Annotated in this window: 20 protein-coding genes; 8 read left to right on the forward strand and 12 right to left on the reverse strand. The window is 37.7% G+C overall.

Annotation, left to right across the window (positions count from 1 at the left end; translation table 11 throughout):
• Positions 1 to 51 precede the first annotated feature (51 nt).
• From SCSC_RS06075 to rpiA, 4 genes are all read right to left on the reverse strand, one after another.
• Complete coding sequence (locus tag SCSC_RS06075) at positions 52 to 807, reverse strand: hypothetical protein (RefSeq protein ID WP_006269655.1); 756 nt, start codon at positions 805 to 807, stop codon at positions 52 to 54.
• Complete coding sequence (deoD, locus tag SCSC_RS06080) at positions 807 to 1517, reverse strand: purine-nucleoside phosphorylase (protein ID WP_006269621.1); 711 nt, start codon at positions 1515 to 1517, stop codon at positions 807 to 809. Before deoD ends, SCSC_RS06075 begins: the two co-directional genes overlap by 1 nt.
• A 185-nt stretch (positions 1518 to 1702) precedes the next feature.
• On the reverse strand, positions 1703 to 2512 hold the full coding sequence (locus tag SCSC_RS06085; protein ID WP_006269683.1) for a purine-nucleoside phosphorylase: 810 nt from the start codon (positions 2510 to 2512) through the stop codon (positions 1703 to 1705).
• Positions 2513 to 2734: 222 nt separating this feature from the next.
• A complete protein-coding gene (rpiA, locus tag SCSC_RS06090; RefSeq protein ID WP_003068551.1) occupies positions 2735 to 3418 on the reverse strand; it encodes a ribose-5-phosphate isomerase RpiA in 684 nt (227 codons plus the stop codon).
• A 347-nt stretch (positions 3419 to 3765) separates the two neighbouring features.
• On the opposite strand from rpiA, the gene mnmE reads away from it, so the two are divergent.
• The 3 genes from mnmE (at position 3766) to SCSC_RS09525 (ending at position 5718) form a co-directional block, all read left to right on the forward strand.
• Positions 3766 to 5139 carry a tRNA uridine-5-carboxymethylaminomethyl(34) synthesis GTPase MnmE gene (mnmE, locus tag SCSC_RS06095; protein WP_006269661.1) on the forward strand — a complete coding sequence of 458 codons (1374 nt, stop codon included), beginning with the start codon at positions 3766 to 3768 and terminating at the stop codon, positions 5137 to 5139.
• 174 nt (positions 5140 to 5313) lie between these two features.
• Positions 5314 to 5523: a transposase gene (locus tag SCSC_RS06100; protein WP_425329025.1), complete on the forward strand. Its 210-nt coding sequence runs from the start codon at positions 5314 to 5316 to the stop codon at positions 5521 to 5523.
• 36 nt (positions 5524 to 5559) lie between these two features.
• Positions 5560 to 5718, forward strand: a complete 159-nt coding sequence (locus tag SCSC_RS09525) for a helix-turn-helix domain-containing protein (RefSeq protein ID WP_022524501.1) — start codon at positions 5560 to 5562, stop codon at positions 5716 to 5718.
• A gap of 17 nt (positions 5719 to 5735) precedes the next feature.
• Here the strand turns inward: SCSC_RS09525 and SCSC_RS06105 are convergent, their stop codons facing one another.
• The 8 genes from SCSC_RS06105 to ftsW all read right to left on the reverse strand — a co-directional run bounded on the left by SCSC_RS06105 (position 5736) and on the right by ftsW (position 18424).
• Positions 5736 to 6587: a CPBP family intramembrane glutamic endopeptidase gene (locus tag SCSC_RS06105; RefSeq protein ID WP_006269648.1), complete on the reverse strand. Its 852-nt coding sequence runs from the start codon at positions 6585 to 6587 to the stop codon at positions 5736 to 5738.
• A 165-nt stretch (positions 6588 to 6752) separates the two neighbouring features.
• Positions 6753 to 10505: a GBS Bsp-like repeat-containing protein gene (locus SCSC_RS06110; RefSeq protein WP_006269680.1), complete on the reverse strand. Its 3753-nt coding sequence runs from the start codon at positions 10503 to 10505 to the stop codon at positions 6753 to 6755.
• Between the two features lie 66 nt (positions 10506 to 10571).
• Positions 10572 to 11330, reverse strand: a complete 759-nt coding sequence (tpiA, locus tag SCSC_RS06115) for a triose-phosphate isomerase (protein ID WP_006268363.1) — start codon at positions 11328 to 11330, stop codon at positions 10572 to 10574.
• Between the two features lie 156 nt (positions 11331 to 11486).
• Positions 11487 to 12683 carry an elongation factor Tu gene (gene tuf / locus SCSC_RS06120; protein WP_003023932.1) on the reverse strand — a complete coding sequence of 399 codons (1197 nt, stop codon included), beginning with the start codon at positions 12681 to 12683 and terminating at the stop codon, positions 11487 to 11489.
• Between the two features lie 123 nt (positions 12684 to 12806).
• Positions 12807 to 13871 carry an anti sigma factor C-terminal domain-containing protein gene (locus tag SCSC_RS06125; protein WP_003068539.1) on the reverse strand — a complete coding sequence of 355 codons (1065 nt, stop codon included), beginning with the start codon at positions 13869 to 13871 and terminating at the stop codon, positions 12807 to 12809.
• The gene (locus SCSC_RS06130) at positions 13858 to 14328 is read right to left on the reverse strand and encodes an RNA polymerase sigma factor (RefSeq protein ID WP_003073113.1); all 471 of its coding nucleotides are present in this window, start codon (positions 14326 to 14328) and stop codon (positions 13858 to 13860) included. Before SCSC_RS06130 ends, SCSC_RS06125 begins: the two co-directional genes overlap by 14 nt.
• Positions 14329 to 14453: 125 nt before the next feature.
• Positions 14454 to 17153 (reverse strand): phosphoenolpyruvate carboxylase, encoded by a 2700-nt coding sequence (gene ppc, locus SCSC_RS06135; protein WP_006269685.1) that lies wholly within the window; start codon positions 17151 to 17153, stop codon positions 14454 to 14456.
• 38 nt (positions 17154 to 17191) lie between these two features.
• Positions 17192 to 18424: a cell division peptidoglycan polymerase FtsW gene (ftsW, locus tag SCSC_RS06140; protein ID WP_006269675.1), complete on the reverse strand. Its 1233-nt coding sequence runs from the start codon at positions 18422 to 18424 to the stop codon at positions 17192 to 17194.
• Positions 18425 to 18723: 299 nt separating this feature from the next.
• Here ftsW and SCSC_RS06145 point away from each other — a divergent pair, with 299 nt between their 5' ends.
• The 5 genes from SCSC_RS06145 (at position 18724) to lysS (ending at position 23244) form a co-directional block, all read left to right on the forward strand.
• Positions 18724 to 19563, forward strand: coding sequence for a glycoside hydrolase family 25 protein (locus tag SCSC_RS06145; protein ID WP_006269642.1), 840 nt, complete (start codon positions 18724 to 18726; stop codon positions 19561 to 19563).
• Between the two features lie 126 nt (positions 19564 to 19689).
• A complete protein-coding gene (locus SCSC_RS06150) occupies positions 19690 to 20532 on the forward strand; it encodes a DUF368 domain-containing protein (protein WP_006269690.1) in 843 nt (280 codons plus the stop codon).
• Positions 20532 to 21008, forward strand: coding sequence for an aminoacyl-tRNA deacylase (locus SCSC_RS06155; protein ID WP_003068525.1), 477 nt, complete (start codon positions 20532 to 20534; stop codon positions 21006 to 21008). The genes SCSC_RS06150 and SCSC_RS06155 overlap by 1 nt, the downstream gene beginning before the upstream one ends.
• Before the next feature lie 24 nt (positions 21009 to 21032).
• A complete protein-coding gene (locus tag SCSC_RS06160; protein ID WP_006268068.1) occupies positions 21033 to 21674 on the forward strand; it encodes a histidine phosphatase family protein in 642 nt (213 codons plus the stop codon).
• 82 nt (positions 21675 to 21756) lie between these two features.
• Complete coding sequence (gene lysS, locus SCSC_RS06165; protein ID WP_006269638.1) at positions 21757 to 23244, forward strand: lysine--tRNA ligase; 1488 nt, start codon at positions 21757 to 21759, stop codon at positions 23242 to 23244.
• The last annotated feature ends 89 nt before the right edge of the window (positions 23245 to 23333 follow it).

A 23333-nucleotide genomic window follows, 5' to 3' on the forward strand; every position in this document is an offset into this window, starting at 1 on the left:
CATACAAGAAATTTAATGGCTTGTATGGGATTTTATAATGGAATGAAACATTTAATCAAGAAACGTTTTGATGACTTGATTAACACGATCAAAATAAAACTGCTCTTTATCATAAGTGATACCGGTTGCTTGTGCTAGCAAAATCAATATTTCCATAAAAAATTGAGAAGAAAACCCGGTAGTGGAGTACAATTCTTCTTCATCAAAATGCTTAATCAAATGTGCCAAAGGATTTCGAACAGATTTCTCCAACTTTCGCAACTCTTTGACCATTATTTTGACTTGCTCTGACAAATCCAGTAGCAAAATCAAGCTAGCCAGACTAGAAGAATGAACTGGACTTTCAGCATGGAAAGTACTCAAAATAGGATGAGCTGTGTTTTTCATCTTTTCAAAATTCCAACGATCGTAACTCGCTTCTCGAGAATTATGAATATAAGATTCAATATCAGGAATTTCCAGCTTAATCAAACGCATAAAAATCCGATAAATAGCTGGACTAACGGCACGAATAAAATCAATCACTTGTTCATTTTTAAGCTTCGCTTCTAAATCATAGAGATAATTTGCTAATTGCTCATCTTCCTCAGACTCATGACAAAAAAGTTGAAAATCATTTCTAATTTCCAACTGACATTCCATAGCAGGGCGGATATTTAACTCTCTCCGTTCTGCCATAATATACAAAAGTTCAATTAGCTTTGATCCTGCATCGTTCAATCTTTGAGCTAATTTATAGGCATGAGCATAATCATAGCGAGAAATAGCATACACTATCTCTTCTTTTAGATCTAAATTTCCAAGCATCACTCTGAAATAATCGTTTCTAAGCCGACTTTCATCATATCTGTGAAAGTCGTTTGTCGTTCTTCTGCTGTTGTATCTTCATCTGGATTCACCAAGCTATCTGAAATAGTCATAATACCGAGTGCTTCAACATTATATTGAGCAGCTAAATAATAAAGAGCTGCCGCTTCCATTTCCACAGCCAGAACTCCCATTTTACCAAGTTCAATATTTTTTTCACCATAGTTTGAGTAGAAAACATCTGATGATAAGACACTTCCAACGTGCGTAGTCATACCAAAATCCTTGGCAAGGTGATAAGCCTTATCTAAAAGACGAAAACTTGCAATTTGCGGAAAGTCATATTGAGGCCAATCATTACGAATGATATTTGAGTTTGTCGCTGCTGCTTGCGCTAATACCAATTCACGTACATGAACGTCTTTATTCAACGAACCAGCCGTTCCTACACGAATTAAACGTTTCACGCCATAGTTAACAATCAACTCATGAGCATAGATCGAAATAGACGGAATTCCCATTCCAGTTCCCATAACACTAACACGATGCCCCTTATAAGTCCCTGTATAGCCAAACATGTTGCGAACTTCATTAAAACATACAGCATCTTCTAAAAAGTTTTCGGCAATAAATTTAGCACGAAGTGGGTCTCCAGGTAGTAAAATTTTATCAGCGATTTCGCCTGGTTTTGCTGCAATATGGATTGACATAATTAAGATACCAAACCCGTAAAAAACCCAAACTGAAAAGTACAAGCGCTAAAAAACTTTTCTTAGGAGCTTATTCATCCCAGAAAGGATTGCGTACAGGTTTTATTCCTTTCGTTTTAATTGATTATAGAAAAGCGAAAATAAAGCAAGCTCCACTCTCCTTTTCTTCTAAATTTTAGTTATTTTTACAATTCTGCAAGGATTGCTTTTACAAGTCCTTTGAAGTCTTCTTTGATTCGTTCAGTCACTTCCACCACTTCTCCATGGTTTAGCTCGCTTTGAAAACCAGCTGCAAAGTTTGTAATAGCAGAAATCCCCAATACTTTCAAGCCTGAGTGGGCTGCCACAATTACTTCTGGAACAGTTGACATACCGACAGCGCTAGCTCCTAAGGTTTGGAAAGCGCGGATTTCAGCTGGCGTTTCATAGGTTGGACCGGTAACACCCAGATAAACTCCTTCTTTCAAGTCAACACCTAATTTTTCGGCTACAGCATGCGCTTTTTCACGATAAACTTTTGTATAAGCATCAGACATATCTGGGAAGCGTGGTCCAAATTCGTCCAAATTCGCTCCAATTAAAGGATTTTGTCCAGTTAAATTGATATGATCTGAAATAGCCATTAAAGTGCCAGGACCATATTCAACCCCTCCGGCAGCATTTGTGACAATGACACCTTCACAGCCTAGTGCTCTCATCACACGAACAGGGAATGTCACCACTTCCATCGGATTTCCTTCATAAAAATGGAATCGTCCTTGCAAAGCTAATACTTTCCGGCCTGCTAAATCACCATAGACCAATTTACCGGCATGCCCCACTACTGTTGAGCGACCCCAATTGGGAATATCCGCATAGTCAATACTGACAGCATTTTCAATCTCACCAGCTAATTCTCCCAAACCAGATCCGAGAATTAAGCCAAATGCTGGTACAGTAATTCCTTTGTCTTTTAAAAACTGTGCTGTTTCGTTAATTTTATCCATTAAATTCATATCATTTCTCCTCACTCTTATCATTTATTTCCCTTTTAGCATTTTGTCTGTAAGGGTAGTGAAATATTAAGCTATTTGTGACATTTGTTAGAACAACTTATTTATATACTCTAACATTTTTACTTTCATAAAAATCAGCATTTAATGTAGTACCAATTCAGTCTGAATCCATGACAACAACATGAAGATAGTTCCATGTGACATAAAATTTTACTCTCCTTTTTATTTTGCTTTAGTTGATTTTAAAATTTGCACGCCATTTTTTCCAGCAACAATGACCATATCCACCATTTGATTAAAGAGTCCATGTTCCACAACACCGACTACATGATCTAATTCTCGCCCAAATTCAACTGGATTTTCAATCACACCTAAGTCAAGATCGATGATAAAATTCTGCATATCAGTGACATAGCGCTTGCCATCTTTTTCACGAAATGATGGTTTGTAGCCTGCATGTTCAAAGCGACGAAAAAGCTGTTCTGCACCATATTGCACCACTTCTACCGGTAATTTGAACGCACCTAATTCATGAACCATTTTACTTTCATCCACTACCCAAATGTAGGTCTTTGTTGGAGTTGCAACAACCTTTTCCATAAGCAGGGCGCCACCGCCACCTTTGATACCATTAAAGTCAACGTCCACTTCATCAGCTCCGTCAACTGTCACGTCTACTTCTGCTACTTCATCAATCGCTTTCAATGGAATTCCCAAATTTCGAGCTTGTTCACTTGTCTCACTTGAAGTAGTGACAGCAGTAATATTTAACTGTTCTTCCTTGATACGGCGGCCAATTTCTTCTACAAAATAATAGGCAGTCGAACCAGTGCCTAAACCAACTACCATTCCATCTTTCACATATTCTGCAGCTTTGATTCCTGCCATTTTTTTGAGGTTTTCCATTTTTACTCCTTTAATCAATCTGCTTCTAGTATACCATGATTTAGCAACTTTAGCACAAAAAATGAAACCACTTTCTTGTAAAATTATTATTTTTTACCAAAAATTCTAAAAGCCGAATATTCCTTTTTTCTTTATGATAAAATGTTAAAAATCCTTAATTTTTTTCTATTATAATTTGATATTTCAAATGAATGACCGAATAATCTTTTTTATTTAGTTTATCTTGTTGAAAAAATGATGAAGAGCTCTCTTGACTAAAAATAGCATGTGAAAATCTTGCGACAAGCATTGTTTTGCGTTACAATGAATAGAGAGTACATTTGAATACATTATATAAGGAATAAATGATGATTACCAAAGAATTTGATACGATTGCTGCTATCTCGACTCCTCTTGGTGAAGGAGCTATCGGCATTGTTAGACTAAGTGGAACAGAGAGCTTTGCGATTGCCCAAAAAATCTTCAAAGGAAAAGATTTAAGCAAGGTTGCCAGCCACACACTTAACTACGGTCACATTATAGACCCTCATTCAAACCAAGTGCTAGATGAGGTCATGATTGGAGCGATGCGTTCTCCCAAAACATTCACACGCGAAGATGTGATTGAGATTAACACTCACGGAGGGATTGCTGTGACTAACGGAATCCTTCAATTAGCTATTCGAGAAGGAGCCAGAATGGCAGATCCTGGTGAATTTACCAAGCGAGCCTTTCTCAATGGACGTGTAGATTTGACACAAGCTGAAGCGATCATGGACATTATCAGAGCAAAAACGGATAAAGCTATGAATATTGCCGTCAAGCAATTAGATGGGTCTCTATCCGATCTCATCAATAATATACGTCAAGAAATACTTAACACGCTGGCTCAAGTTGAAGTCAATATTGACTATCCAGAATATGATGATGTTGAGGAAATGACGGCCAAACTTCTGTGTGAAAAAACGGCTGACTTTGAAGAACTTTTAACTCAACTTTTAAAAACAGCACGCCGAGGTAAGATTCTACGTGAAGGAATTTCTACCGCTATTATCGGCCGCCCTAATGTTGGCAAATCTAGCCTACTCAACAATCTTTTATGTGAGGATAAGGCTATTGTGACAGATATAGCTGGTACCACTCGTGACGTCATTGAAGAATATGTCAACATTAATGGCGTGCCATTAAAATTGATCGATACTGCCGGTATCCGTGATACAGATGATATTGTCGAACAAATCGGAGTAGAGCGATCCAAAAAAGCTCTCAAAGATGCTGATCTTGTACTTCTTGTGCTAAATGCAAACGAGCCCTTAACAGAACAAGACCATAAACTTTTAGAAATCAGCCAAAACACCAATCGTATCTTGCTACTGAATAAGACAGACTTGGACGAAAAGATTGAAACTACTCAACTCCCAGATGATTTTATCAAGATTTCGGCTCTTCAAAATCAAAATATTGATAAAATTGAAGAACGAATCAATCAACTTTTCTTTGAAAATGCTGGCATTGCAGAACAAGACGCTACTTATCTCTCGAACTCTCGTCATATCTCTCTAATCGAAAAGGCCATCGAAAGTCTTCATGCTGTTAATGAGGGACTAGATTTGGGAATGCCGGTAGACTTAGTTCAAGTCGATCTAACTCAGACGTGGAGAATCCTCGGCGAAATCACAGGGGATGCAGCTCCTGATGAACTCATTACTCAGCTTTTCAGCCAATTTTGCTTGGGAAAATAACAAAAGATAAATTCAGTTGAAAACAATCAAACTCTATGATTTTTTCTGTAGAAGTCATAGAGTTTTTTATTGTGTTCATAAAAAAGTCCCATAAGACCTATAATGAAAAGCGACAAAACCATCATTAGAAAGGCTCTTATGGAACAATTAAATTTTATCACAACCTTACTCGGAATGAAAGACCCTAATATTACTATTTTGGATTATCTAGATGCTGGTACACATAAAGAAATCATCGCTAAGCTAGAAGCTACTAACAACCTTATCAAGGTTATCAAGCGCAACGCTTTTGACTTCCGAAACTTTGAAAACTTTAAAACTAGAATTCTCATCGCTTTAAATATCAAAAAGGAGAGAACCAATTTGGTCCTCTCCAGGTTGTAACTTTTCGTCACCCACTACAGTTGACAAAGAGCCTATTTGTGTAAGGCTTCGATTGCCTCCGGAAAAGACATAACAACAGCTTATGCAGAATGTGGCTTTGGCAACTATTCCGGTTTTTACCGTACATTTAGAAAAGAATTTGAGATGTCACCCAATGAATTTAAGAACTCCTCAGAGAAAATAAAATCCCGATAAGTGGCAGTTTATGTGTATTATCCCGGTACAGCCTTTGGTTTGCGTATAATTTTAACCCAGTAAATCACTATCAGCAAAATAGATATAACAGTCACGGGCAGTCCCGCTTCAAAGCCGTATCTGCCTCCGTTCAATATGGTTTGATTCATGTCCGCCTCAGTGAGAAGTACGCTTGTAGGCTGTGCAAAGCCACTCACTATAATGCCGAAAACTGGTCCCAATATGAAATTCCATCCCGAATGAAATCCGCTCACCAGCCATACATTGTCATAATAGTAGAATATAAGGCTTGCAAATGTTCCGATTAGAACGGTATTGATTAGGCTGATCGCGGAAGCACCTGAATTACTGATGTGTCCGAGTCCAAATATTATCGAATTGGAAATTATACCCGCAGCCATGCCCCACTTTACAGCAATCTGAGTAAACAACAGGCTTCTAAGCAAAAACTCTTCCATAAAGCCCTGAACTACAAATCCGGCAAGCAACATTAAGAAGACTGTTATGTTGAAGTTCTTATTGAACTGAAAGCTCACTCCGCCAAGCAGAATATTAATCCCCCACACAATTGCCAGCATAACAAGAGAGACAAGCCAGCCGGCACAATATCTGAGTAAAAACTTTTCTTTACTCATTCCCAGAGATGCAAAGCTCCTTTTACCGACCTTAACCATAAAGCCCACACAAACGGGCATTGCAGCGAAGTAGCCAGCAAGAACTCCTACGATTTGTTGACTGCCTCTGAATATAATCTGAAAAATAATCATTACAGCAATATAAAGCAGATAGCAAAGTGCAAATGTCTTAAAACCTGCTCCCTCTGACTTTTTCAATTCAAGCATTGTGCTGTTAAGCTCTAATTTTCCCATGTAAATTTACCTTTTCTTAATTATACATACTACTGCAATACAAACTAATTGACTGTACCAATATTCACAATAAAATATAGCAATCGTTATTAAATTGTTATGTTTTTATATATAGCACCACGGGTCAAAATATATATTTTTCATTCTCATCAGAATAAGTACAACCTACGCTCTGATTGTCATAAATGGTGACCCCTCTGTATTATCAGTTGGATCCAAACTCCGTACTCTAAATAAATAATCTACTGAATAATAGCCATTATTACTAGCATTATAAGGATCCATTACATAGGTCATTCCGTTGTTATAACCTTTCATGATTAATTCATGTGTGACAGGATAATTTGCAAACACACTAGTTCCTACTGCACCAAGCACATGGTGCCCCATAGCAAGTGCTTCTCGTACAGCTGCAGTTGATCCTAAAGTCTCTGTTTTTAGACCCCAATGCCGTGCTGCTAATACAATTCCGTGGCTCGTTGTTCCGTAACTTCTCTTATTAAATTCATTCGTAGAATGATAGAGATAATCGGCCACAGTCGTTGGCAAGACAGTCTGTCCTGTAATACCAGAAATTGCCATAGCGACTGTCGTTGGAACGCAGCCTGTTGCGGCAAACGTATAACCACCATAAGTTCGTCCTGCCCAACGACTATCACGTTGAGAATAATATGGCGTTTCATAGACTCTTTTGTTAACTTGAAGTTTAATCCCCCCCACACCAACTAATTGACCATCATTTTGGACATAATATAGATGGACATTGTATTCACCAGTGGAGTTTTTATGATTACTAGCATTGACAAATAATTTATAAGTTCCATCAGCTTGTTTTGTGGCTGTGTACCAACTAACATCATCTTGTCCATTGACACTAGACCAAGTTGGTAGTTTCACTTCACGAACACCATTGGGACTGAAAACATTGGATACGACAACTTCAAAAGTTCCTGTGTTGGGATTGTTGTTTTGAATAGTGATTTTTCCAGTTGGTTTCAGCTTATCTGGAGAAATTGTGACATTGGTTGATGTACCACCTACTCCAATCAATGTTCCATTATTTTGAACATAGTATAAATGAACATAATATAAACCGGTCGAATATTTATGATCACTGGCTTTGACTGTGACTTTATAGGTTCCATTGACTTGCTTTGTAGCAGTGTACCAAATAATATCATCCTGCCCATTGACACTAGACCAAATTGGAACACTAACTGCTTTCACTCCACCAGCCGGATTGGAAACTTCTGATACAATCACATCAAAGGTCCCAGTATCAGGATTATTATTGGCAATAGTAATTTTCCCTTGTGGTTTAGCAATGGAAACATTGGTTTTTGTTCCAGTCACACCCACCAATTTACCATTATTTTGGATATAATATAGATGAATATTATACTCACCAACCGAGTTTTTGTGATTACTTGCCTTAACAGTCACCTTATAAGTTCCATTGGCTTGCTTAGCTGCCGTATACCAGATAATATCATCTTGTCCATTGACACTAGACCAAATTGGTAACTTGACTTCGCGTACACCGTAAGGATTAGAAACATTGGACACGATAACATCAAAGGTTCCAGTATCAGGATTATTGTTTTGAATGGTAATTTGTCCTTGTGGCTTAGCTAAAGAAACAACTGTTTGTGTCCCTGCTACACCTACTAATTTACCATCATCTTGTACATAATAAAGATGAACATTGTATATGCCTGTTGAATATTTATGATCACTAGCTTTAACCGTTACCTTATAGGTTCCATCTGCTTGCTTTTTAGCAGTATACCAGATAATGTCATCTTGACCATCTACATTAGACCAAGTCGGTAATTTTACCTCGCGAACACCATCTGGGCTGGAAACACCTGATACAATCACATCAAAGGTTCCTGCATTCGGATTATTATTCGTAATTGTCAAAGTACCTTTAGGACGAGCCATCGAAACAGTTGTCGTTGTTCCAGTCACTCCTACTAACTGACCATCATGTTGAACATAATATAGATGAATATTATATTCACCTGTGGATCGTTTATGATCAGTTGCTTTAACAGTCACCTTATAAGTTCCATCAGCTTGTCTAGCAGCTGTATACCAAATAATATCATCCTGTCCACCATCACTAGACCAAACTGGAACACTAACTGTCTTCACTCCACCAGCTGGATTGGAAACTTCTGAAACAATCACATCAAAGGTTCCTGTTTCAGGATTATTATTAGCAATAGTAATTTTCCCTTGTGGTTTAGCAATAGAAACATTGGTTTTCGTTCCACCTACACCAATTAATTGACCATCATTTTGAACATAGTAAAGATGGATATTATACTCACCAACCGAGTTTTTGTGATTACTTGCCTTGACCGTTACCTTATAAGTTCCATCAGATTGTCTAGCAGCTGTATACCAAATAATATCATCCTGTCCATTGACACTAGACCAAATTGGCACACTGACTGTCTTCACTCCACCAGCTGGATTAGAAACACCTGATACAATCACATCAAAGGTTCCTGTATTGGGATTGTTGTTTTGAATGGTAATTGTTCCTTTGGGCTTACCAATGGATACAGTTGTTTTCGTTCCAGTCACACCAATTAATTGACCATCATTTTGAACATAGTAAAGATGGATATTATACTCACCAACCGAGTTTTTGTGATTACTTGCCTTAACCGTTACTTTATAAGTTCCATCAGATTGTCTAGCAGCTGTATACCAAATAATATCATCTTGACCATTGACACTGGACCAAATTGGCACTTTCACTTCACGAACGCCATAAGGTGCACCGACATTTGAGACAATCACATCAAAAGTTCCTGTTTCAGGATTATTATTGGCAATAGTAATCGTTCCGGATAAAGCATCTTTTGCAATAGGTGCATTACCAGTAAAACGTCCAGTATAATCCACGCTTTGATCAAACACGTGGCGGCCAGGTAGCAACTCAGCTTGCGAAGTAAACTGCCAAGCCCCTGCTTCACTATTATATTTCAATGTTTTTGCATCATCAGCACTTAATTTTGAAGTTGGATATTGCGCTACCCAGAAATTCTCTAAACCAAATCTCTCTGTTTGGATTGGTCCTTTCGTTCTGAGATTGTTTCGATCAAGCCAACTTGCACTTGTATAGTACATCAAATTGGAAAAACCCATACGCCGCATTTCATCCGCCCAAGCTTGAGTGCTTGTATTGATATTCGAAAGCATATCGGAATCTTCAATATCATTTACCATAACAGTTGATGACGGAAGATTTAATCTCCTTGCTTCCTCTGCAAAATAGCGCGCTTCTGCTCTTGCTTCTGCTTCATTAGTATAGTGAGAAAAAGCATAAGCTGAGACTTGCATACCCGCAGCTTGTGCATTTTGTGCTTGAGAAATTGCATAAGGATTTTTATAGCTCGTTCCTTCTGTTAGTTTAACAACAACGCCACTTACTCCTTTTTCAGCTAAGCGCTGATAATCTTCTTTGCTGATGTGACCATTATGACTACTGACATCTACAAAAGTTGATTTTTTCACTTGTGCATCAGTATTACTCCTAGCTGTTGCTTGATTATTTTGCGCAGCAAAAAAAGTTGATTTATTGTCTTTTTTAGTCTCATTTGCAACTACTGGATTTTCTTTCACAACTGATTTTTCTTTAGACGCTTTAGCCTCAGTTAAAGCAGTCGAAGAATCAGTTACTTCATTTTCAGATGAAGAAGATGAAGTTACTTGATTTACTGGAGATGTATGAGTAGCTTCTTTTGTTTGGAATTTAGGTGAAGAATCAGCTTCTTGTTTATTGAGCTCTACTGTTGTTTCTGAAGTAGAAGCTTTTACGGATTCAGCGGCAAAAACTTGATGCGAACTAGCTGCAATTAAAATAGCTGTGCTTGTTAAATAAAATAAACTTTTCTTTCTCACTTTTGTTCTCCATTTTAAAATCAGCCTGCTATAAAAGTCTAGCAAGCTGATCACTTTTTATAAGAATTATTTCACAAAGTCTAATAACGCAAGGAAACTTTCTGCTTCAAGTGATGCACCACCAACAAGAGCGCCATCAACATCTGGGCAAGCCATGTATTCAGCAACATTGTTAGGTTTTACTGAGCCGCCGTATTGTACACGAACTTTATCCGCTACTGCTTGGCCAAAATCTGCTGCAACTGTGTCACGAACAACTTTACACATTTTTTGTGCGTCATCTTGGCTAGCTGATTTACCAGTACCAATAGCCCAGATTGGTTCATATGCGATAACAAGTGAAGAAACTTGTTCTTCTGATAAGCCAGCAAGAGCGGCTGAAACTTGTCCACCTACGAATTCAGCAGCTTTACCTGCTTCATAAGTTTCAAGTGTTTCACCACAACAAATAATTGGAAGCATCCCATTTGCAAAGATTGCTTTTGCTTTTTTGTTGATATCTTCATCTGTCTCATGGAAGTATTCACGACGTTCTGAGTGACCAATTACAACATAATCTGTGCCCATTTCAGAAAGAACTTTGGGACTATTTTCACCAGTGAAAGCACCAGCATCTTCAAAATAGCAGTTTTCTGCGGCAATTTTAAGATCAGAACCCTTAGCAGCTGCAAGAACTGTTGACAAGTCAAGGGCTGGAGCTGCGATACCAGCTTCAACAAGTTCTGATGAAGGCAATTTAGAAGCTACTGCTTCAACAAATGCTTTAGCTTCTTCTGGATTTTTGTTCATTTTCCAGTTACCAGCGATAAATGGTTTACGTGACATTTCACATACCTCTTCTTTTTTTATTTACATCTATCATTTTACCATAATTTAATAGAGAAATAAAGACTGAGTCTAATGAAATCATAAAAAAGAAAGCCCCGCAATAGCGGAGCTCGTTTGTCTGACTTTAATTGTTCATCTGGGAACTTAACTGAATTAAGCTTCGATTTCTGTAACCATACCTGAACCTACAGTACGTCCACCTTCACGGATAGAGAATGTAGTTCCTTGTTCTACGGCAATTGGGTGGATCAACTCAACATCAATTGTTACGTTATCACCAGGCATTACCATTTCAGTACCTGCAGGAAGTTCGATTGAACCTGTAACGTCTGTAGTACGGAAGTAGAATTGAGGACGGTAGTTGTTGAAGAATGGAGTATGACGTCCACCTTCTTCTTTAGTAAGGATGTAAACTTCACCTTTGAATTTAGTGTGTGGATGAATTGAACCTGGTTTAGCAAGAACTTGTCCACGTTCGATTTCGTCACGTTGGATACCACGAAGAAGAACCCCTACGTTATCTCCAGCAAGACCTTCGTCCAATTGTTTACGGAACATTTCAACACCAGTAACAACTGCTTTTTGGATTTCGTCACGAATACCAACAATTTCAACTTCATCATTGACTTTAACAGTACCACGGTCGATACGTCCTGAAGCAACAGTACCACGTCCAGTGATTGAGAATACATCTTCGACTGGAAGAAGAAGTGGTTTGTCAGTGTCACGTTCTGGTTCTGGAATGTATTCATCAACAGTATCCATCAATTCCATGATGATGTCTTCATATTTTTCATCACCTTCAAGAGCTTTAAGAGCTGAACCTTGGATAACTGGGATTTCATCACCTGGGAAATCGTATTCTGAAAGAAGGTCACGGATTTCCATTTCAACCAATTCAAGCAATTCTTCATCGTCAACCAAGTCAACTTTGTTCATGAAGACGATAAGGTATTTAACACCTACTTGACGTGAAAGAAGGATATGTTCACGAGTTTGAGGCATTGGTCCATCAGTTGAAGCTACTACGAGGATAGCTCCGTCCATTTGAGCAGCACCAGTAATCATGTTTTTAACGTAGTCCGCGTGTCCTGGAGCATCGATGTGAGCATAGTGACGTTTAGCAGTTTCATACTCAACGTGTGCAGTGTTGATAGTGATTCCGCGTTCGCGTTCTTCTGGAGCAGCATCAATAGATGAATAATCTTTTGGTTGGTTAACTGAACTTGGAAGACGACGTGCAAGTACAGTCGTGATAGCTGCAGTTAGGGTAGTTTTACCATGGTCAACGTGTCCGATTGTACCGATGTTAACGTGTGGTTTACTACGATCGTATTTTTCTTTTGCCATTTGAGTAAAAGCCTCCAATAAAATATATTTTATAGATAGACAGTAGGCAATACAGTCTAACTTTCTTTATTATTTTATCAAATTTTCTTCAAATTGCAAGTGTTTTACGCCTTTTTTATCAATTTATTCTTTGTCCAACTTGTAGTATGGTTGATTTGGTATAGAAGCTCCAATGCTTGATGCATAAATCCACTCCTTACCTTCCAACTGTGCAAAATTTTCAGCTTTTCCTGTTAGGATAACGCCTGAGAATTCTAATTTTTCTAAGTCTTCTTTCTTAGACAAGTCTAGCTTACCAAATTTTTTCAAGTAAGTTTTAATGTCATCTGACGGAGTTACATTATTGTAGGTACTTTTTCCAATGTCAGTCGCAATATATTTTTTTAAATTAACCAAGAATCCATCTACATCTTTCATTTGGGCAAGTCTGTTACTCAGTCTCTCTCCTTCTTTGAGATTTTTAATAGCTTCTTCTGCTTCCTTTTTATGAACATATTCTTTTTTCGTTAGATAATCTGGACTCGTGCCGTATAGATTACTTGGTTGCCACCAACTTGGATCACCTGTTGAATTTGTACCAATCCAATACCAATTGGTTTTAAGATTCTTAGGAATCATTGCTCGAATTTCTTTTAAACTATATGGTTTATCAAAAGTCAGTGCTACCTCTACTAATTGATTTTGCATATCTTTTACGTAAGGAAGCTCTTTAGTTGGTTCATGGACAGATTCTCCTTTCTCCTCTTTCACATTTTTATTGTAGAATTGTGGCACTTTTTGGTTATTTTCTATTTGAATAGTTGCCCCAGATTCTGTATATCTGCCAGAATTTGCATGAAAATGGATTCCTCGATTGATATTAAAAATTCCAAAATCTGCCTTATATTCACCATAGTCGAGTGGAATTCCATAAATATCTTTAGCTTGTCTACCTTTAATACCACCATGGAGCATGTCCCCACCATTAGCAGACCAGGTATAAGTTTCAATATTAGGAAAGGCAACGCTTTCAACTAGTTGTACCTCATTGACTACCTTCCAAGCTTGGTTGCTGATGAGTTTTCCCGTAATCATACGAGCACCAATATATATTCCAAAAAATACTACCACTACTGTTGTTGACCAGAGAATAATTCGCTTTCTATTTCTCTTTTTGTTTTTCTTTGCAACGATTTCAAAAGTTTCCATGATAATATCCTTTCTTTTCCAAAACCTGTCGAAGTTTCTTTCGACTGCGCATGAGCTGAACCTTGACTTTGCTTTTAGAATAATGAAGCACTTCTGCTATTTCGCCTGTTGAGAACCCTTGAAAATAATAAAGATCCAACATGATTTTATCCCGCATTGGCAACTTTTCCACCTCCTCCATGAGAAAGTCGTAGTCTGATCCTTCAACAATCAATTGATTTCCCTTTGTAAAAAAATCTCGTCTCAGGATTTCCATATAATGCTTATCACGCCGGTATTTATCAATATAACGGCGAATAGACACACGATACATCCAAGCTCGCATTTTTTCAGCAGGGATGACAAAATCAGACTCTAGCATTTTGATAAAAACATCTTGAACAACATCTTCTGCTTGCTCTTTTGGAACGCCTGAGCCTTGCAGATAATAGACGATTTCTTTCGCAAAGGCAATCAAGACTTTTTCATAATCATCTAATTTGATATTCTCATCCCCCTTCCTTCACTAGTATAACGAATTGAAAGCGTTTCTGGTTACAAAAATATAAAAAAATCGGACTATTTCCGATTTTTTATTCTTCATCAGCCTGAATTTCTCAGTCCAGTCGCAATTCCATTGATTGTGACGTGAATCAACCTTTCTTCGTCAGGAGATAACTCCCCACGGCGTTGGCGTTTGATGAGTTCTAGCTGAATATAATTCAAGATATTAAAATAACGCATGCGGTAATCCAAACTGTCTCGCAAGTATGGATTTTCCTCTAACAGTTCATCATAATCTTCAATAGCAAGAATGACATTCTTGGTCAACTGCCACTCATCTAAGATTGTGTAATAGATTTCTTGAACTTTTTCATCTTCGCATAGTTTTGCATATTCAAAGGCGATATTCATATTCGACTTAGACAGCACCATGTCCACATTGGACAAAAGCGATTGGAAGAAAGGCCAGTTTTTATACATCTTTCTTAAGAAAGCTAGATTTTCTTTTGGATTTTCATCAATAAATTCTTTAAAGCTGGATCCAACACCATACCAACCAGGAAACATCACTCGGCTTTGGGACCATGAAAAGACCCACGGAATGGCACGCAAGCCACCTATTTCGGTAATTGTCTTACGCGCAGCTGGTCGCGACCCAATTTTAAAGCTGGAAATAGCTTTAATCGGGCTTGATTCAAAGAAATAATCGTAAAAATGCTCATTGCCAAAAACCAGGTCACGATAAATTTGATAACTCCGTTTTACTACTTGATCCATAATATATTCATAACGATTTGAAGTGTTGGTATCACTTTTTTTCTTAGTAATCATACGGTTAATCGTTGCCGAAACCAGCATTTCTAAATTGTAATAAGCAGCGTCTTTATTTCCGTATTTATTGCCAATAACTTCTCCTTGCTCTGTCAGGCGAATTCGGTCATTGATACTGCGGAGAGGTTGAGCGGTGATAGCTTCATAAGTAGGTCCACCACCACGACCGACCGTTCCACCACGACCATGAAAGAATGTAATCTTCACACCAAATTCATCTCCGATAGCGGTCAATTGCTGTTGAGCTTTATAGAGAGTCCAGCAGGATGATAAGTAACCACCGTCTTTATTGCTATCCGAATAACCAAGCATAATTTCTTGATAGTTATTATTGGAGGCGATCCATTTCTGAGCAATTGGAAGAGATAAATATTTCTTCATCGTATCATAAGAATTATCCAAATCCTCAATCGTTTCAAAGAGTGGCACGATCTGCACACGCGCAAATTCCCTATCAATAAGACCAACTTCTTTATGCATAACCGCCAGCTCTAAAAGGTCAGACACACTTGTTGCATGAGAAATAATGGTTTGCTTAATGACAGCATCCCCTAGCTTGTCTTTCAACTCACGTGCTGTCTGAAAAATTTCTAATTCTTTTTGTAAAAGATCTGATTTTTTAGCGTGTGTTGCAGAAAGAATCCGTGGATCATAGAGAAGTTCATTCAGCAGAACATGACATTTTTCGTCCTCAGAAAGCTCGCTATAATTCTCCACAATTCCTGCACTTGCTAACAACTCCGCAACGCAGGCTTCATGAACACTGGAATCTTGACGCATATCGATAGAAGCAAGGTAAAAACCAAATACTTCTACCGCTTGCAATAATTCAGTAAATTCGCCAGAAATCATTGCTTCGCTTTTATTTTCAAGAAGAGATTGTTTAATCGCTAACAAATCATGTTTAAATTCTTCAATTTTGTGGTAATGTGGCTCTGTCTTTATCTGATCAATAAAGTAAGCCTTTGTATTCTTTAATTTTGTTTGAATATAGTATAAAGCGCGACGATACAATTCTTTTTCGCGGTAAATAGAATTATCCTCTGATAAATAAGCCATTTCCTGTACCGCTTCACTGACTTTTACGATACCAGTTGACAAAGAAAACTCACGATACAGGTTAGCAACTTTTGTATCGTAATAATTCATAATCACTTCGCATTGTGTCAAAGCTGATTTTTTAAGCGTTTCAGATGTAACATACGGATTCCCATCTCGGTCGCCACCAATCCACATTCCCATTGTAATAGGGGTTGGATTTTTTAAGTCAATTCCATGTTTTTTGGCTAGACGCTTGTATTCTTCTGTTAGATTGGTCACTGCCTGTAAGAAAGAACTGTTGTAGTATTCCATCACATTAGTGATTTCATTCGTCACTTTTAATTTTTTCTCACGAATCATATCTGTGCGCATGATAATTTCTATATATCGCCGAAGATCATTATGCCATTTTTCTTCATTGAGCAAGCCCATTCGCACATCACGGTATCTACGTAACAAGACATGAATGTGATTGGTTAAATCCAACATAGTCGTCCGTTGCACTTGAGTTGGGTGAGCTGTTAAAACAGGTACAACATTTAAATGCTCTAAAATTTCAGCAGCATTTTCCTTTTCAGCAACTAAATCAATTGTTGTGGATAATTTTCCAAGATAATCTTGACCAACATTATTTTGATAGTTAATCTCAAAAGCTAAATCAACGTCTTCTGAAATATTGATCAAAAGAGGCAAGATAGAAAAATAACGTGAAATATAGGACATTTCCTTGTTCGACAGATTCTGAACAATTTCATTTAATCCTTCGTAATTTCCAACTGCTGCCAATTCTTTTAAAGCGATGATTTTTTCAAAGGTTTCAGGACTTAACATATTTTGTGTAACTTCTTCCAGTAAGTCCGTCAAAATCGTAACTTCTTCTTGGATGACTTCTTTATTATTGTAATTTTCTAATTTTTGAAGTGACATGATCTACACCTTTCAGTAAGCTTTTGCACAATCTCAAGTTAGCGAACAACTCTTAAACCGTGATTGGTTTCTTCTATTTCCCTATACAAACTTTCTCGTTTTTCATTGGCATCAATATTTAACACAAAAGCAATTGCAACAGATAATACCAACAGGCTATTTCCACCTTGTGACAAGAATGGGAAGGTCACACCAGTCGATGGAATCAAACCTGAAATTCCCCCAATATTGACAAAGGTTTGCGTCAGTAACATTCCACCAACACCAAGAGCCATCATAGAATTGAAAGGATCTTTCGCTCGTATTCCCACCAGAATGATCCGTAGAATAAGGAAAAATAAAAGAGCTAAAATCAAGCTGGCACCAATAAAGCCAAATTCTTCAATAACAATGGAAAAAACGAAATCTGTCTGTGCTTCTGGCAAATATCCGCGTTTCTCAATAGAGTTTCCCAATCCTAAGCCAAACCAACCGCCATTACTCATAGCATAATAGGAATTAGCTAGCTGGTGACCTGCACCTGACAGATCCTTAAATGGATTAAAAAAGGCACTAAATCGTTTTGCTACATACCCAAACACAGGAACCTTAGCGACTTTTTCCACACCAATGAGCCAAATACTGGTTAAAACAACTGTAGAAAGAGTGACCAGCACTCCGAGAAGAGTTGAAAACCAACGATAACCAATCCCACTAACCGTTACCATAATCATGGTCGTCAACAAAAGAATGGTCGCATTTCCTAAATCAGGCAAGGCAGCCACGATTCCGATTAGCACGATAACAAGAATGCGCCAATCGTTCAGTGCACGCGGAATCAGTTGATTTCGTGTCAAAGCCTGATAGTCATAAGTTGCGATTTCATCTTGCTGATGAGAAAAACGCAGCGCTAGGAACCAAACCAGAATGATTTTTAAATATTCAGCTGGCTGAATGCTAAAACCACCAAAACGTAACCAACCGTGTGCTCCATTGATTCGTGCACCAAGGACACGTGATAAAATTAAGAGCAAGATTTCCACAAAAATAACAATGACAATCAATCGATTGTTTTTCAAGAAATCTAACTTTATTTTATAAATTAAAGCAATAGCAAGTAAACTGATTATCCAAAAAATTCCTTGATTTAAAACAGATCTGAGAGAATTGGCTCCTACCTGTACTAGAGTAGCACTTGACGTCGAATAAACAACTATCAGTCCTAAAATAGATAAAATCAAATAAGGAATCAAAATGGAATAATTCAGTAGGTGGCGTTTATCAATTTTCATAGTTCACCTATTATTTTAAAATTTTCACCGAACATTATACCATTTTTCAGGGTAAAATAAAAGTATTTAACGAACGGCGTTTTCGAAATCCTTTTGTTATCTAGGCTAAACTTTAACTAAAAAAAGAACAAGGCTATGAAATTTACTGTCACATTTTGAGCTTGGAAAAGTATTTATACACAAATAGCTTGATCGTACTCAATAAACCGCTTTCTTTAATATTTCAATTTGATGACAAATACTTATTTTCTACTAATTTATTTTGCTTTTTATCTGACTTTACGTTAAAATAAATTTATATGAGAAAGAGGATTAAACCGCTTGTTGTCTTTGTCTTTTTTGTGAGCTTTATTACGATTATTTTAGGAGCGAAGCATTATTCAGAAAGCAAGGAAACTAAACAGCAAAAGGCTGCCATTGAGCAATCATCCACTATCACTCCAAAACAAGCTGATATTTCTGATTCTAACAAGGAAGATAAGACCTACAAACCGATTATTGACCTGTCAGGTTGGCAACTACCAAGTGATATCGATTATGATCAATTAGCGAAAAATATCTCTGGCGCCATTATACGCGTGCATAGCGGAGCACAAGCAAAAAAAGAAAATGCTGCTACACATCTAAATGGGATTGACAAGTCCTATCAACGACATATCGAAGAATTTCAAAAGCGAAATATCCCTGTCGCTGTTTACGCTTATGTTGCTGGTAGCAGTAAGAAAGAAATGCAAAAAGCTGCCGAAAGTTTTTATAAGGCTGCTTCAAAATACAAACCGACTTACTACTGGCTAGATGTTGAAGAAAAAACTATGGAGGACATGAATGCTGGCGTTGAAGCTTTTCGTGCTAAGTTAGCATCATTAGGTGCTAAAAATATTGGGATTTATGTCGGAACCTATTTTCTTGAAGAACATAGTATTTCCACCAAAAAATTTACAGCTATTTGGATTCCAACTTATGGCTACAATGACGGTTATTACAACGCAGCTCCTAAGACAGACTTGAAATACGATTTACATCAATACACATCACAAGGTTCAATTAGTGGTTTTGCACATGATGTCGATCTCAATCAACTGTCTCCTTTAAAAAATCAGAGAAAAACATTTAAAAAATTATTTGGTAATGGAAAATAATAACTCTGTAATAGTTTGAATCGAAAACTTTGCAGAGTTTTTCTTTTTTTCTCGTCCAGTTATCACTACTTTCTTGTTTCTAAATATGTTATAATGACTAACAAAGAAAAGTTTAGGGAGTAATGAATGATTTCTTGGTTAATCAGAATTTTTAAGGGAATTATCATCGCGCTAGGATTTATTCTTCCCGGGGTATCTGGTGGAGTTTTAGCCGCTATTTTGGGGATTTACGAGCGGATGATTTATTTTTTAGCGCATATAAAAGAGAATTTTCGTGAAAACATACTCTATTTTTTACCCGTTGGCATTGGAATGGTTTTAGGAATTGCACTATTTTCCCTGCCAGTTGAATATCTCTTAGAGCATTATAAAATCATTGTTTTATGGGGATTTGCAGGAGCGATTATCGGTACGATTCCAAGTTTACTAAAGGAATCTACCAGAGAATCTGATCGCGACCGAACAGATGTTATTTGGTTCGTAGCCACTTTTTTCATCTCTGGGATTTGCCTTTATTTCCTCAATAGTTTAGTCGGAACATTACCAGCAAATTTCTTGACTTTTATTTTAGCTGGTGCCCTTATCGCACTGGGAATTCTCGTTCCAGGATTAAGTCCTTCAAATTTGCTCTTGATTTTGGGTCTGTATTCCCCGATGCTAATTGGTTTTAAATCTTTAGATATTTTGGGAACCTTTTTACCAATCGGAATTGGCTGTCTCCTCGCACTTGTGATTTTTTCCAAGTCTATGCACTATGCTTTGGAAAATTATCATTCTCAAGTGTATCATTTTATCATTGGTATTGTCTTGTCTAGCACTGTTCTTATCTTGGTACCAAACCCTGGAAATAGCGAAAGTATTCATTATGCTAATACTTCTATCATCACTTTGGTTACTGCTGCCTTCTTCTTTGGTTTGGGAACTTGGCTGGGTGCTTGGATGAGCCAATTGGAGGAAAAGTATAAATAATGGCTAAAAAAACAAAAATCAAGAAAACCTTGGTTGAACAAATCTTGACGAAAGCTAAAGTCAACCACAAAGGGCTTCAAATTAATGCTTTAGAAGGAGAATTACCTGAAAAAATAGATCGTTCACAGATTTATAAGACATTAGCCCTAACAGGTGATAAAACAGGTGTTATCATTGGGATCTTGCCCATTACAGAACATCTTTCAGAAAAGAAACTAGCCAAACTATCTGGTAACAAAAAAGTAAGTATGATCCCACAGAAAGATTTGGAAAAAACAACTGGTTATATTCATGGTGCAAATAACCCTGTCGGCATTCGACAAAAGCATCATTTTCCTATTTTTATTGATTATTCAGCATTAACACGCAAGACTATTATCGTCTCAGCTGGAGAATTGGGACACAGTATTGAAATTAACGCAAAGGATTTAGCTGATTTTGTTGAAGCAGACTTTGCAGATTTAAAAGAAAACTAATATACCATTCAGAAAGGAAACTGTATGAAACTCTACTTCGTTCGACACGGAAAAACTCAATGGAATTTGGAAGGGCGATTTCAAGGAGCTAATGGTGACTCACCACTACTTGAAACTTCTATCAAAGAACTACACTTGCTTGGAAAACATCTGTCTCACATCAAATTTGATAAGATTTTTTCAAGTGATTTACCACGTGCAATGGCAACCGCACAGATTATCTGTAGTGAAAATCAATATTCATCAGTTGTTGAACCACATACAGAGCTACGCGAGTGGCAACTTGGCTCCCTAGAAGGACAAAAAATTTCCACCATTACTGCTATCTACCCACATCAAATGGAAGCCTTTCGACACAACTTAGCCAAATTCAACAACTCAATCTTTGGCGCAGAATCGGTCTACCATACAACACGACGGACAATCGGCTTTATCAAATCACAAAATAAGCATTCTTATGAAAATCTTCTTTTTGTCGGTCACGGAGCTAATCTAACTGCTTCTTTACGCTTGTTATTAGGGTATGACTTTGCTCAACTTCGTCAGCAGGGAGGCCTTGCCAATGGAAGTGTCACTGTTCTTGAAACACAAGATTTTGGACATTTTACACTTCTTGATTGGAACAATGTTGACCACTTAGAAACAATTGAAACTGTGAGCGTATAAAATCACGGTTTTTCTTTATTTATAGATGAATTTCTGCCTTATTTATGATAGAATGAGGAAGGTAAACTTTAGGAGGAAGAATATGACTACTGAACATATTGAAGAATTAAATGACCAGCAACTGATTCGTCGTGAAAAAATGACCGCTTTAGCAGAACAAGGTATTGACCCTTTTGGTAAACGTTTTGAACGTACTGCAGATTCTGCCCAATTAAAAGAAAAATATAGTGATAAAACAAAAGAAGAGCTACATGAATTAGCGGAAACTGCTACCATTGCGGGACGACTTATGACCAAGCGCGGGAAAGGCAAAGTCGGTTTTGCTCATATCCAAGACCGTGAAGGTCAAATCCAAATCTATGTCAGAAAAGATACTGTTGGTGAAGAGAATTATCAAATTTTCAAAAAAGCAGATATTGGGGACTTCCTTGGTATTGAAGGTGAGGTTATGCGCACAGATATGGGAGAGCTGTCAATCAAAGCAACTCACATCACACACCTCTCTAAAGCACTTCGTCCATTACCAGAAAAATTCCATGGACTAACAGACGTTGAAACGATTTATCGTAAGCGTTATTTGGATTTAATTTCCAATCGGGAAAGCTTTGAACGCTTCGTAACTCGCAGTCGTATCGTTTCAGAAATTCGCCGTTATCTTGATAACCAAGGCTTCCTTGAAGTTGAAACACCCGTTTTACATAATGAAGCTGGTGGTGCTGCTGCTCGTCCATTTATTACTCATCACAATGCACAAAATATTGATATGGTGCTTCGTATCGCAACTGAATTGCACTTAAAACGTCTGATTGTTGGTGGTATGGAACGTGTTTATGAAATGGGACGCATTTTCCGTAACGAAGGAATGGATGCCACTCACAATCCTGAATTCACTACGATTGAAGCTTATCAAGCTTATGCGGATTTTGAGGATATCATGGACTTGACAGAAGGGATTATCCAAAGTGCAGCTAAAGCTGTTACAGATGCCGAAAGCGTCCCTTATCAAGGTACTGAAATCTTTATCGGTCGCAAATTTGCACGCAAGCATATGCTAGAAGCCATTAAAGAGCAGACGGGTATTGATTTCTGGAAAGAAATGACTCTCGAAGAGGCCACTGCACTAGCTAAGGAACACCATGTAACGGTTGAAAAGCATTTTACAGTTGGTCATATTATCAATGCTTTCTTTGAAGACTTTGTAGAAGATACGTTGATTCAACCTACATTTATCTATGGGCATCCGGTTGAAGTCTCGCCTCTTGCTAGGAAAAATGCAGATGACCCACGCTTTACCGACCGCTTTGAACTCTTTATCGTTGGGCGCGAATTTGCCAATGCCTTTACCGAGTTGAACGATCCAATTGATCAATTATCTCGTTTTGAAGCACAGGCCCAAGCTAAGGAACTCGGAGATGATGAAGCGACTGGTATCGACTACGACTATGTAGAAGCTCTTGAATACGGTATGCCACCAACTGGCGGCCTCGGAATTGGAATTGACCGCTTAATTATGCTATTGACAGATGTCACTTCTATTCGTGACGTATTGCTTTTCCCTACGATGAAGTAAACCAACAAAAAGAGCAGCTGTCTTCAAGCTACTCGCTATCAATAATAAGGCTCTATAATTTCTATAGTGGGTAACTCCATTTGGATATT

Source organism: Streptococcus constellatus subsp. constellatus (genome assembly GCF_023167545.1).
Lineage (GTDB): Bacteria > Bacillota > Bacilli > Lactobacillales > Streptococcaceae > Streptococcus > Streptococcus constellatus.